Source organism: Gordonia polyisoprenivorans (genome assembly GCF_017654315.1).
Taxonomy (GTDB): Bacteria; Actinomycetota; Actinomycetes; order Mycobacteriales; family Mycobacteriaceae; genus Gordonia; species Gordonia polyisoprenivorans_A.
In genome coordinates this window covers 1,665,365-1,678,070 of the sequence record NZ_CP072203.1, presented here as the reverse complement: position 1 = coordinate 1,678,070, position 12,706 = coordinate 1,665,365, and the positions used below count along the sequence as shown (strand labels likewise).

11 protein-coding genes are annotated in these 12,706 nt (G+C 65.9%); 3 read left to right on the top strand and 8 right to left on the bottom strand.

What is annotated here, in order from left to right; all coding sequences use genetic code 11:
• Nucleotides 1-13: 13 nt before the first annotated feature.
• The 5 genes from J6U32_RS07615 to J6U32_RS07595 all read right to left on the bottom strand — a co-directional run bounded on the left by J6U32_RS07615 (nucleotide 14) and on the right by J6U32_RS07595 (nucleotide 5,051).
• Nucleotides 14-1,405, bottom strand: a complete 1,392-nt coding sequence (locus J6U32_RS07615; protein WP_244332679.1) for a sensor histidine kinase — start codon at nucleotides 1,403-1,405, stop codon at nucleotides 14-16.
• A gap of 187 nt (nucleotides 1,406-1,592) precedes the next feature.
• Nucleotides 1,593-1,913: a GNAT family N-acetyltransferase gene (locus J6U32_RS07610; protein WP_208794408.1), complete on the bottom strand. Its 321-nt coding sequence runs from the start codon at nucleotides 1,911-1,913 to the stop codon at nucleotides 1,593-1,595.
• Nucleotides 1,914-1,980: 67 nt separating this feature from the next.
• On the bottom strand, nucleotides 1,981-2,727 hold the full coding sequence (locus J6U32_RS07605; RefSeq protein ID WP_208794406.1) for a phosphoglyceromutase: 747 nt from the start codon (nucleotides 2,725-2,727) through the stop codon (nucleotides 1,981-1,983).
• 32 nt (nucleotides 2,728-2,759) lie between these two features.
• Complete coding sequence (locus J6U32_RS07600) at nucleotides 2,760-3,413, bottom strand: DUF1361 domain-containing protein (RefSeq protein ID WP_208794404.1); 654 nt, start codon at nucleotides 3,411-3,413, stop codon at nucleotides 2,760-2,762.
• Nucleotides 3,414-3,446: 33 nt separating this feature from the next.
• Nucleotides 3,447-5,051, bottom strand: coding sequence for an AMP-binding protein (locus J6U32_RS07595; protein ID WP_208795996.1), 1,605 nt, complete (start codon nucleotides 5,049-5,051; stop codon nucleotides 3,447-3,449).
• Between the two features lie 171 nt (nucleotides 5,052-5,222).
• Between J6U32_RS07595 and J6U32_RS07590 the strand changes: the two genes are divergently transcribed.
• Nucleotides 5,223-6,137, top strand: coding sequence for a hypothetical protein (locus J6U32_RS07590; RefSeq protein WP_208794402.1), 915 nt, complete (start codon nucleotides 5,223-5,225; stop codon nucleotides 6,135-6,137).
• 636 nt (nucleotides 6,138-6,773) lie between these two features.
• Here the strand turns inward: J6U32_RS07590 and J6U32_RS07585 are convergent.
• The 3 genes from J6U32_RS07585 to mshA all read right to left on the bottom strand — a co-directional run bounded on the left by J6U32_RS07585 (nucleotide 6,774) and on the right by mshA (nucleotide 10,648).
• Nucleotides 6,774-8,063 (bottom strand): HNH endonuclease, encoded by a 1,290-nt coding sequence (locus J6U32_RS07585; protein ID WP_208794401.1) that lies wholly within the window; start codon nucleotides 8,061-8,063, stop codon nucleotides 6,774-6,776.
• Nucleotides 8,064-8,663: 600 nt separating this feature from the next.
• Nucleotides 8,664-9,251, bottom strand: coding sequence for a YbjN domain-containing protein (locus J6U32_RS07580; RefSeq protein WP_208794399.1), 588 nt, complete (start codon nucleotides 9,249-9,251; stop codon nucleotides 8,664-8,666).
• Nucleotides 9,252-9,307: 56 nt separating this feature from the next.
• Nucleotides 9,308-10,648 carry a D-inositol-3-phosphate glycosyltransferase gene (gene mshA / locus J6U32_RS07575; RefSeq protein ID WP_208794398.1) on the bottom strand — a complete coding sequence of 447 codons (1,341 nt, stop codon included), beginning with the start codon at nucleotides 10,646-10,648 and terminating at the stop codon, nucleotides 9,308-9,310.
• 147 nt (nucleotides 10,649-10,795) lie between these two features.
• On the opposite strand from mshA, the gene J6U32_RS07570 reads away from it, so the two are divergent.
• Nucleotides 10,796-12,052, top strand: a complete 1,257-nt coding sequence (locus J6U32_RS07570; protein ID WP_208794396.1) for a cytochrome P450 — start codon at nucleotides 10,796-10,798, stop codon at nucleotides 12,050-12,052.
• On the top strand, nucleotides 12,049-12,651 hold the full coding sequence (locus tag J6U32_RS07565) for a TetR/AcrR family transcriptional regulator (RefSeq protein WP_208794394.1): 603 nt from the start codon (nucleotides 12,049-12,051) through the stop codon (nucleotides 12,649-12,651). The genes J6U32_RS07570 and J6U32_RS07565 overlap by 4 nt, the downstream gene beginning before the upstream one ends.
• The last annotated feature ends 55 nt before the right edge of the window (nucleotides 12,652-12,706 follow it).

Genomic DNA, 12,706 nt, shown 5'->3' with positions numbered 1-12,706 from the left:
TCCTCCGAGGAGGTCACGCGATCTGGGGGTCGGCTCGGTGGGACTCCTTCTCGGATTCCCCGGACGCATGTGCATTCTCGGCGTCGAGGTCCTGGGGAATCGAGAGGGTGAACGTCGACCCGGTACCGGGTTGACTCCACAGGTTGATGGTGCCGTCGTGGGTGGCCGCAACGTGTTTGACGATCGCCAGGCCCAGACCGGTGCCGCCGGTCAGGCGTGAGCGCGCCTTGTCGACACGGAAGAAACGTTCGAAGACGCGCTGCTGATCGGACGGGTTGATGCCGATACCGCGATCGGTGACCGCGATCGACACCATCGGCACGCCCGCCGACTTCGTGACCCGTCGGCTCACCGAGACGGTCGTGTTCTCCGGCGAGTAGGCGATGGCGTTGACGATCAGGTTGCTCAACGCGGTCAACAGCAGCATCCGATCGCCGCGCACCCAGGTGTGGATGGGTTCGTCGGCACGCAGGACGATGTTGGCGGCCTCGGCGCTCACCGCGGCCCCGTCGATGGCGGAGTCGATGAGTTCGTCGACGTCGACGGCCGCGAAGTGCGGCTTCTCACCGCCCTCGAGTCGCGACAGCGCGATCAGTTCGGACACCATGTTGCCCATCCGGGTGGCCTCGGCGACGACGCGGTGCCCGAAGTGCTCGACGGATTCGGCGTCGTCGGCGGACTCGATCAGTGCCTCGGCCAGCAGACCGATCGCGCCGACCGGGGTCTTGAGCTCGTGGGACACGTTGGCGACGAAGTCACGGCGGGTGGCCTCCACCCGCAGGTTCTCGGTGTCGTCGGTGCCGTAGATCATCGCGTAGCGCTCGTCGCCGTGATAGCCGAGTCGTGCCAGGCAGCGCACCGATTCGGCGTTGCGCTTGGTGGCGCGCCCGGTGGAGAGGAATCCCAGCGTGGAGGTCGGCGGGACGAAGTCGAAGCGCGCCTGCTCGCCCGTCTCGAGCACGGTCAACGATTGCTCCCACACCGGTTCGGCGAGCAGATGCTCGGAGACGAGCCCGAGTTCGACGGCCCGATGGTTGTAGAGCACCACGTCGCGGAACTCGTCGACGACGGCGACGGCGACCTCGGAATTACGGACGATGAGGCTGAGCAGCCCGGCCTTGGTCATCTGACCGTCCGGGGTGACCACGGGGAGATCGGATTCGCGCAGGGCCGCCGAATCCGGGACCTCGCGGGGACGGTCGGCGACGACGGGTGCGCCGCTGGGGATCACGTCGGCGTCGGAGTGGACGGATGCGGGCTGGACGGATTCGGGTGGCTCGGGCGCGGCAGCGCGGGTGAGTCTCCGAAACCACCGACCTCGTACGTCGCCACGACCGAACTCGTACCCGAGCAACAACGCGAGCACAGCTGCCACGATGGCCCCGGCAATGAATGCAGCGGTCACACTGGCAGCTTACGGTCCCGGAAACTTCGCGAACATTCCCGACGGCACAATTCGACTTCCGTTCACGCGGTGTTCCACCGAAACGTGACCTGAGGCACCGAAATGGCCTACGAACGGGTCCCGACCGGGATCGCCAGGGCACCACCAGGGCTCACCAGCGCCGAGCCGGGGTGGCATAGGCGCATTCTCACTGCGGAACCGGTACCGCCATATCGGCGTATTCCGGGTGACGATCGATGAAGCGCCGCACATACGAACACACCGGCACGACCTGCTTTCCGGCTTTGCGGATGTCGTCGAGAACCGCTTGCACGAGCTGTCCGGCATATCCGCGACCGGAGTACGCATCCGGGATGACGGTATGGGTCAACACCACCTGGTACGGCTCGGAGACGTAATCGACATATCCCACCGTGATCTCGTCACCGTCGGAGTCGGTGGTCAGGATTGCTTCGTATCGCTCGCGCGCAGCCGAATGAGCAATGCGCAGGTGCCCCGGATCTGCCATGCACCCAATGTAGCGCCTGTCACACAAGCGTCGCCATGACGATTGTGTTACAGATCACAACACGCGGCTATTTCTGTCCCTGCGCCGCGACCGCTGCGGCTCCCGCCGCGGCGGCCTCAGGGTCCAGGTAGGTACCCCCGGGATTGAGTGGCTTGAGGTTCTCATCGAGGTCGTAACGCAGCGGATTGCCCGTCGGGATGTTGAGACCGGCGATGTCGGCGTCGGAGATCCCGTCGAGGTACTTGACCAGCGCGCGCAGCGAATTACCGTGCGCCGCAATGAGAACGGTCTTGCCGGCGGTGATGTCGGCGGCGATGGTCTCGGTGAAATACGGGATCAGCCGATCGACGACGTCCTTGAGGCATTCGGTCAGCGGCACCTCGGCGAGGTCGGCGTACCGCGGATCATGGGTCTGGCTGTACGCGGCGTCGGGGTCGATCGGCGGCGGCGGGGTGTCGTAGCTGCGGCGCCAGAGCATGAACTGCTCCTTGCCGTACTTCTCGAGGGTGTCGGCTTTGTTCAGGCCCTGCAGAGCACCGTAGTGACGCTCGTTGAGACGCCAGTCGCGGACCACCGGAATCCAATGCCGATCGGCGGTGTCCAACGCGATCTGCGCGGTCGCAATCGCCCGGCGCAGCAGTGAGGTGTAGAGGACGTCGGGCAGCAGATCATGGTCGACGAGGAGCTCGCCGGCGTGCTTCGCCTCGGCCTCGCCCTTGTCGGTGAGCGCGACGTCGACCCAGCCGGTGAACTGGTTGGACGCGTTCCACTCGCTCTCGCCGTGCCGCATCAGGATCAGGGTGCCGTTGCTCATGGTCGATAGTTTGTCACACCGGTCGGGTGGGTTCAGCGCTTGCTCGGCCGCATTGCGTCGAGGCCGTCGACGGCCCAGATCGTCAGATAAGCCAGCCCGAAGAACAGGGCGACGGCCACCGCGACACCGGTCGATTCGACGTGGGAGAACGGCGAACCCACCCATCCCAGGGTCGAGCGGACGACGTATCCGGGCCGGGTCAGCAGATCCCAGGAGTTCCAGCGCTGGAACCGCCCGATCACGACGCCGATCGCGCAGAGCCCGACCGAGCACACCACCGCCAGCCAGCCGAAGATCGGGCCGAACTCCCGACCGAGGCGGCGGTGCACCAGCAGCAACGACACCACTCCGAGGATGATGCCGGTCCACGCCGCGAAGCCGTACTGCAGGATGTGCCGCCACAGGTCATAGCCCTCGCGCAGATGCACGAGGTCGGTGACGAGGTAGGGCGCGTTGGGCAGGAACGCCAGCCACCCGACACCGAGCGGGATCAACCACACGCGCCGCCGGACGACGGCGAATCCGACCGCGAAGATCATCGGAATCCAGGCAAGAAACAGATTCCACACCAGAAACCGCGTCGGATAGTAGAGCGGCGTGGCCGGGTCGGTGACGCCGAGACCGACGGTCAGGGCGGTGGTGGCGATCAGCGACGCGGCGAGCACGAGGTGGCGGATGGGGATCACCGCAGCGATTGTGCCCGATGACCCGCCGGTCGCCTACTTGCGCAAGTCCTTTCGGAGGATCTTGCCCGACGCCGACTTCGGGATGGCGTCGATGAACTCGACGGCGCGAACCTTCTTGTGCGGCGCGACCTTGGCGGCGACGAACTCGATCACCTCGTTCTCGTCGAGGTCGGCATCGGGCTGGGTGACCACGAACGCCTTCGGGATCTCCTCGCCGTCGGCGTCGTTGACCCCGATCACCGCGGTGTCGGCGATCTTCGGATGCGTCAACAACAACGCCTCCAACTCCGCCGGCGGCACCTGATAACCCTTGTACTTGATCAGTTCCTTGAGCCGATCGACGATGTACACACACCCGGTCGGGTCGACCTGCGCCATGTCACCGGTGTGCAGATAACCCTCGGCATCGATCGTGTCGGCGGTGGCCTGCTCGTTGTTGAGATACCCCAGCATCACGTTCGGGCCCTTCACCCACAGCTCACCGGGCTCGGACAACCCCTCGACGGGAAGCTCGATCTCCGCACCGGTCCCCGGATCGACGATCTTGTTCTCGGTGTTCGGGATCGCCCACCCCGTCGACGACAACGGCGGCTCCTCCACACCCAACGCCGCAGTCGTGTCGATCGGGATGAGGTGACTGACCGGCGAAAGCTCACTCATGCCGTAGCCCTGCAACATGTGCAGATCCAAACGCTTGGCCACCGCCTTGCCCAACTCGTCATCAAGCGGGGCCGCCCCCGACATCATCACCGTCAGCGACGACAGATCGTAGTTGTCGACGATCGGGTGCTTGGCCAACGCCACGGCGACCGGCGGCGCGATATAGGCGCTGGTCACCCGATACTTCTGGATGTTGTCGAGGAACTCGACCAGATCGAAGCGCGGCATGATGACCAGACGACCACGGTTGTACAACGCCGCGTTGAGTAGCACCGTCATCCCGTAGATGTGGAAGAACGGCAGCACCGCGATCACCACGTCGTCTGGTGTCATCCCCTGCAACGGCTTGATCTGCGCCACGTTGGCCACCAGGTTGCGATGGCTCAGCGCAACACCTTTCGGATTCCCGGTGGTGCCCGAACTGTAAGGCAACGCCGCGACGTGGGTCGCCGGATCGAAGGTGACGTCGGGGGCAGCCAGATTCGGTGCGAGCAGATCGGCGGCGTTGGGATGGCCGGTCGCGTCCTGCCCCTCACCGTCGAGAACGATCACGTTCTCCCCGGCGATACCGACCTCGGTCGCCGCCGCGAGCGCCTGCTCGGCCATCGGCGAGATCGTGACCAGCATCTTCGCACCCGAATCCCGAAGCTGCTTCGCGATCTCGGTCGCGGTGAACAACGCATTGATCGTCGTCGCAGTACCACCGGCGCGCAGGATGCCGTGGAAGACGGTGGCGAACGCGGGGATGTTCGGTGACAGCACCCCCACGACGTCACCGACGGCGATACCGCGCGCCGCGAGCGCCCCGGCCGCCGCGTTGATCTGACCGATCAGCTGGCCGTACGTGGTCTCCGCGCCCGACTTCGGATCAACAAGCGCCACCCGCTCCAGATCGGCGTCAGCAATCGACCCGAACAGAAACTCGTAGAGGCTCACATCGGGGATCTCGACATCGGGAAAAGGACTCGCGAAGCTCATGGCACCTCCGTTGGACAGGATGATCAGCGCAATCGTATCAACAGTCATTGCCACGTTGTGACGCAGACCTCGGTCCGGTATGTCGCTTTCGCCGAAGCTGGAACAGATCCCGAAAGATGTTTCTGATAACGTCTGTTTCCACATTTGAATCACTCCGTGGATCGAGGCGTCATGCAGCGTGAATCAGCCATCCGTAAGACGGTCGCGGTGGCGGCGGCAGCCGCGATCATCGCCGGTGCCGGCATGGCATCGGCGGACCCCAACATCCAGACCCCCGGCGTGGATGACGGCGTGCCGAACTGCGCGGTGCTCAACGCGCGCGCCGCCGCCGGCTACATCGGCACCGGCGCGCCACAACCCTCTCGCCCGATGGACGAGAACTTCGCCCATCCGCCTCGCGACTGGTGCAACACCGACGTCGGGTACAGCCGCCTGTCGTTCGGCCCGAAAGGCGCCACGTTCTCCGTCCCACCGACGGTGCAAGGCCTGTTCCCCTACAACAACGCCGAACTCCTCGCCAAACCCGTCTTCGAGCCGGGCCAGACCATGACGATGAGAGTGACCGGCGCACAACAGATCCCGACGTGGAACGGCACCACCGGTTGGGGGATCTCGAATCGCTCCATCGATCCGCTGGGCCTCGAGGTCGCGTGGTTCATGTGGAACGGTTCGGCAGGATTCATGGGCCAGGCCAGCCAGCTCCTCACCACGCCGCTGTTCCATGCGTTCGCGCAGGACATGCCGCGCGGCTTCTTCATGATGGTCAAGAAGGCCGGAACCCTGCTCCCGCAGATCGTCCTCCTCGACCCGAAACTACTTGCCAATCCGCATTATTACTCCATCAAGCTGGACAAGGAGTATGTCAACTTCTTCGTCGACGGACACAATGTCGGTACGTTCCGGGATGCTCCGATCGGTACGTGGCACGACATCTCCGGTGGTCCGGTCCCCCTCCTCGGCCAGATGTGGCTCGACTCGAGCTATTGGTTCCCGCTGCCGATCCCGGAGTTCAACGGACGTTGGCAGTCGGTCGACCTCGCCCGATATCGCCAGGGCCCCAGCACCACCACACCACTGACCTTCTGACGCTCCTCCCGCCCGGCGACCCTCCCCGTCCGGTGGTCGAGGTGCCGAGAAGCGTCAGCGACGAGCCTCGAGCCCCCTTGTGCCGAACGGATTCCGGGCCACCGTGGTCCGAATCCAGCACCAGTGCAGTCGGTCTCGAGGCTCGCCGCACGCGGCTCGCACCTCGACCATCGGGGGAGACGGCTCGCCGTGGAAGGATGCTGGCGCTCATCCCGCACGGCCACCCTCCCCGCCCCGGCGGCCCTTCCCACCTGGTGGTCGAGGTGCCGAGGAGCGCCAGCGACGAGCCTCGAGACCCCCTGTGCTGACGACTTTCCGAGCCATCGTGATCCGAATCCAGCACCGGCGCAGTCGGTCTCGAGGCTCGCCGCACGCGGCTCGCACCTCGACCATCGGGGGATGACGATGCCATCGAAGGACGCTCCGCCTTCTCGCCCGGCGACCCTCCCCGTCCGGTGGTCGAGGTGCCGAGGAGCGCCAGCGACGAGCCTCGAGACCCCTTGTGCCGAAGGCATTCCGGGCCACGGGCGCGACCACCTCGACCATCGGGATGGGACTATCACTATGGAATTCTCAAACAACAGATGCGGTCCCGGCCACGCCGGGTGCAGGGAATCAGGTAGTGGGCAGCGCAGGTCAGGCTGCGGCGTCGTCGAGCCGCATCGTGCGTCGGTGATACGACGGCACGGGTCGTCGTTTCGGATCGACGCTGGCGGGTGGGATCAGCCAGGGGTGTCGGTCGAATCCCATGATGATGTCCCATCCGTGGTGGTGCACATCGTCGTGGCAGCTGGTGCACAGCAGGCAACCGTTGTCGAGGTCGGTCGGACCACCATCGGCCCAGTGATGCACATGGTGTGCTTGGCAGCGTCCGGCGTGTGCTCCGCATTTGATGCATCCGCGATCGCGGAGGAGTAGTGCTTTGCGTTGTCCTGGGGTGAAGAAGCGTTCTTTGAGTCCGACGTCGAGGGGTACGCCGTCGGTGTTGAGGATGATCTTGGTGATCGTGGTGTCACACGACAACATCCGCGCTGTGGCTTCGGTGATGGCGCCCATGTTCTGCAACTCGCCGCCGAGTGCCGGGTTGTCCGCCGACCAGGTCCACAACAGGCCGTTGGTGGGTTTGGCTGAGAAGGTGGTGTCCGCTAGTCCTTGTGCCGCCAACTCCACGATCGTTTCGAACGCGGCAGCACAGATCTGTTCAGGTGTGCGGGGGTCGGGCGAGCCGTCGGGCTGAGGCTTGGGCGTCGACAAGGTTTCCATCAAAGTTCTGGTTTTCTCGCCGGCGACGATGTCGAGGTTCGCCGAGATCTCCAACCGTCCGTCGTCGGTGATGCGGTCGGTGTAGGAGTTGATCTTCTTGTCCTCGGCGGCCGGTAACCCGCCCGGTGTTTCGGCCGCCAACTCGTTACCCAGCTGCCGCGCGTAGAGGTTGATCTCGGCGGGAGTGAAGCCGGCGAAGTAGTGCGACAGCAGTTTCCGCAGGAACCCACACCGTTGGACGGTGTCCATAGGTTCCGGGCATCGGGTATCAATGTGCGCCAACCCACGCACGATGGCATCGGTGTGTTCTGAGGAGATGGACCCGTCCGCAGCATGCGCCAACAACAGATCAATGTCGCTGGTGGCCGAGATCCGCACGTACCGACCTGCGACCGAGGGTGCGAAACCCATGCTGATCAACAGTTCTCGCAGTCGGGTGGTTTTGTGGTCAGCCACGCCCAGCCGGTCCATTTCACCGGTGAGGGTGGTGGCGTGATGATCAACCAGATTCCGCAACAACAGGACTTGCTTCATTGCGCCGAAAGCCTGCGGTCCGGTCATCTCCGGATCCCATTGCAGGTCGCTGAGTCGGGTGACGATGGCGGCGAAAACTGCTTCGGCTTCGACAGTTCCAGGGTCGAGAGTTTCAGTGGTGTCGATCATGGGCCCCTCCCCAGTGGCTGATCGGTGCGATGGATTCAGTCTACATCGCCAGCGTGTTCGATGCAAGGGGAATATTGATCAATTCTGCTTGTGGACAACGTGTTTCGGCGCTGATTTTCTGTCGGTGGGGTGTGGTAGGGGTGCGGCTCTTGTTTGTCTTGCTTTCGATGTGGTTGGGGGGCTTGTTGTCTCGCCGGGTCTCGAGGCTCGCCGCACGCGGCTCGCACCTCGACCATCGAGGGGGAACAGTTCTCGACCATTGAGGGGAGGGTTCTCGATCATCGGGGAGGGCGGGTTGTTCAACCTTCGGGGGCAAGGGTTCTCGACCATCAAGGGGGAACAGTTCTCGACCATCGAGGGGAAGATGCTCGACCATCGGGCGAAGGGGCGCTCGTCCGTCGGGAGTGATGAGTACGCGGCTCCACTGTGCAGACGCGGCTGGTGCAGCGCGGGCGTTGACGAGTTCGGCTCGCGTTCGGCGCTGCCGGGAGCGGATGTGGTTGGGAGGCTGGTTATCTCACCGGGTCTCGAGGCTCGCCGCACGCGGCTCGCACCTCGACCACCGGAGGGACCTCGACCAGCGGGGATCGAGCGGAACGCTCAGCTACCGGACGCGTCGTCGATCACCGAGGTTTCGCCGGGAACGTACCTGTCCGGCAACGGTTCCCCGGGTTCGGGCAACGAGTCCTTGTCGATGAGGTGCTCGAAGGCGAGTAGGTTGCGCAGCGATTCGCCGCGCGAGACGCGCCACGCCCATTCGCGACGGATCGAGGTGGCGAAGCCGATTTCGAGCAGAGTGTTGAAATCGCCGTCGGCGGCCTCGAGTACCTGTCCGAGAACACGGTCCACCTCATCGGCGGTGAGCGCATCTCCGGAGATCCGGCCGATCAGGTAGATGTCGCCGATGTTGTCGATCGTGTACGCCACGCCATAGAGCCGGCGATTGCGTTTGAGCAGGAACTTGAAGACCTCTTCGTGTTTCTCGTCGGGGTGGCGGCAGACAAATGCCTCCACCCGCACACCGTAGGTGCCCGCGGTCAGCAGCACCGTCGTCTTGAGCTTGCGCTCCCCCGGCAGCTCGAGCACGATGTGCTCGGCCTGGGCTGCGCCGGAACTCTTACGGGTGAACGGGATCTCCCGTTCGGAGAGCACCTTTTCGAGTAATTCGATGTGGTCGGTGTGACTCATCGTCTTCCTTCCGCTTCGACGGTTGTGGCCTCGAGAATCTCTCAGGACACCAACATTCAGAGGGGCATCCGCGCCCGACGGCGTCGCCAGCGGCGGGTCGCCCGCACCAGCGGGGTCACCCCGACGGCCGGGACACGGTTACCCGCAAAGGAATCCATCGCTCGCGCGTAACTCGCCAGCAGCGCGTCGGTGGTGTGCTCCCACGAGAATTGTTCGGCATGCTCGCGTGCGCGGCGTCCCATCGCGGTCAGTTGATCTGGACTGCTGAGCATCTTCTCCAGCGCGGTCGTCCAGTCCCCGATCTGATGACCGTCCACGAGCATCCCCGACCTGCCGTCGGCCACGGCCACCCCGAGTCCGCCGACGTCGGCGGCCAGCACCGGGACGCCACACGCCTGCGCCTCGATGGCGACAAGACCGAAGCTTTCCGAATAACTGGGCACCGCAACGAGATCCGATGACCGATAGACCTGCGCCAGGCGCGTCGCGGGCTGCGGAGGCAAGAATGTCACGGCGTCGGAGATGCCGAGTTCGGCGGCCAGATCGATCAGCGCGGTCGGCCGGTCGAGTCCACTGCCCGACGGTCCGCCGACGATCAGCACGTGGACCGGCCGACGGCCGGTCGCCCGCTGCCGCTCGATCAGCGGCGCCGCGGCGGCGAGCAAGACGTCGGGAGCCTTGAGCGGCTGGATACGACCGACGAATGTCACGATGCTCGCATCGGCGGGCAGCCCGAGTTCCGCGCGCGCATCGGAGCGCGAACCCGGTGTGTAGCAGTCGAGATCGGCACCGGGCGTCACGATGTCCACTCGGCCGGGGTCGGCGTCGTACATGGTGATCAGCTCGTTGCGTTCGGTGTCGGTGTTGGCCACGAGCCGATCGGCCTCCGCGACCACCTGCTGCTCGCCGATCACCCGCAGCCGCGGTTCGGCCGCATCCCCCTTGGCCAGCGAGGCGTTCTTCACCGCGGCCAGCGTGTGCGCGGTGTGCACCAACGGCACGCCCCACCGCTCCCGGGCGAGCCACCCCACCTGCCCCGACAACCAGTAGTGCGAATGGATCAGGTCGTAGTAGCCGGGCCGCTGCATCGCCTCGGCGCGCAGCACCCCCGCGGTGAACGCACAGAGCTGGGCGGGCAGATCCCGCTTGTCGAGCCCCTCGAACGGACCCGCCACGATGTGTCGGACGGTGATCCCGTCCGCGGCCGCCACCGTCGGCGCATCCGCCGAGGACGTCGCCCGCGTGAAGATCTCGACCTTCACCCCACGCCGGGCCAGACGCTGCGCCGTCTGCCAGACGTAGACGTTCATCCCGCCCGCGTCGCCGGTACCGGGCTGCGCCAACGGCGAGGTGTGCACCGAGATCAACGCGATGCGCCGGGGCCGTGACGAACTCATCCCTTCAGCTTAGAGAAGCACACGGCAATGGTTCGGGTCAGCGCCCCGGTCCGGACGGCCCCGACCGCCCACCATGTTTCACCCGCATGCCCCAGACCTCTCGACTCGGACATTGACACTCAAGCAATAGTGTCTCACTATCACTACATGATGACCACCACGTCTCATGAGTCGCTTTTCCATCTGCGCTCGGGCGCGCAGTGGCGCGACCCGTTCGGCATGTACGCGCGCCTGCGAGCGGAGTCACCGGTCCATCACGTCACCGACGATCCGTCGGGCGCGGACTTCTGGGTGCTGACCCGGCATGTGGACGTCATGGCCGCGGCCACCGACCCGTCGACGTTCTCCTCGGCGGCGGGACTCACCGTCGTCGACGGGGAGATCGAGGCCATCGGCATGGCCGACAACCCGCCGATGGTCATGCAGGACCCGCCTGGTCACACCGCCTTCCGCGCACTGGTCGCGCGCGGCTTCACTCCTCGTCAGGTGCAGTCGATCCGGCCTCGGATCCAGGACTTCGTGACCAGCCGCCTCGACGAGATCGCCCATCGCGGACCCGCCACCCCGGTCGACATCGCACACCTGCTCCTCAAGCCGTTGCCGAGCATGCTGGTCGCGCATTATCTCGGTGTGCCGGAGAGGGATTGGGCGCGATTCGACGAGTGGACCGAGGCCATTGTCGGCGCAGTCGGCGGGGCCGCGGACCCGGGTGCGGGGACCGCGGGCGCCGCGACCGGCGAACTGCTCGGTTACTTCGCCGACCTCATCGCGCAGCGCCGCACCGAAGGCGCCACCGGCTCCGACACCGTCTCCACCCTCGTTGCCGCCGGACGCGCCGACGACGACGCCGGCCTCGTCTCGATCCTCGCATTCGTGTTCACCACGATCGCCGGCGGCAACGACACCACGACGGGCTTACTGGGCGGCTCGCTGGCGCTACTGTCCGAACATCCCGATCAGCGTGCACAACTCGTCGCCGAACCCTCCCTCATCGGCGACGCCGTCGAGGAACTGCTACGACTGACCTCCCCGGTGCAGGGGCTGTGCCGCTCCACGACACGACCGGTGCGTTACGACACCCCCGACGGCTCGGTCGAGATCCCCGCCGGCCGCAAGGTGCTGCTCTGCTACGCAGCGGCCAACCGAGACCCGGAGGTCTTCGGCGCCGACGCCGAGGCCCTCGACGTCACGCGTCGTCCGCGCGGCATCCTCACCTTCAGCCATGGCGACCACCACTGCCTCGGCGCGGCCGCCGCGCGGATGGCGGCCGACGTCACGCTCACCGAACTCCTCGCCCGCTTCCCCGAGTTCGAGGTCGATGTCGACGGAATCGAATGGGCGGCAGGACATTACGTCCGACGACCGACCCGCGTCCCGTTCCGGGCCGGCCCGGTCCACCGATGACCTCGCCCACCGACTGGCTGGCCGCCGACCGCGCCGATCTGGCGGCTACGCGCATCCTCGACACCGCCGAGTCGCTGTTCGTCGCGCGCGGGGTGGCCTCGGTGACCATGCGCGATGTGGCCGACGCGGTGGGCTGCTCGCGCGCCACCCTGTACCGCTACTTCCCCGGTCGCGACCGCCTGCTGGCCGCCTTCGTCGAACGCACGGCGACGATCATCGGCGCCGACGTCGCCACAAGTATCGGCGAGGTCGGCGCACCGGCCGATCGGCTGGTCTCCGCCATCGAGACCGCACTGTCCGGGGTGCGCCGGAACCCGGCGCTGTCCGCATGGTTCGACGCCGAGATGGCCGGCACGTCCACCCAGCTGGCGTTGCTCTCGCCGGCCATCGACGCCCTGGCCACCGGCATCCTGGCCCGGCTGGCACCCGAGCCTGCCGACACCGAGCCTGCCGACACCGACCTCGCCGATCGCGCCGGCTGGCTGGTGCGGGTGATGGTCTCCCTACTGGCCGCCCCGGCGCCCGACGCCGACACCGAACGCGACCTGCTCACCCGCTTCGTCGTGCCGGTCGTGCTGCCCGCGCACTCTCCCGCATAACACGCGCTCACCGGCGAGTGAGCGCCGATTCGTCGCGAAGAATGACGTCCCCTAC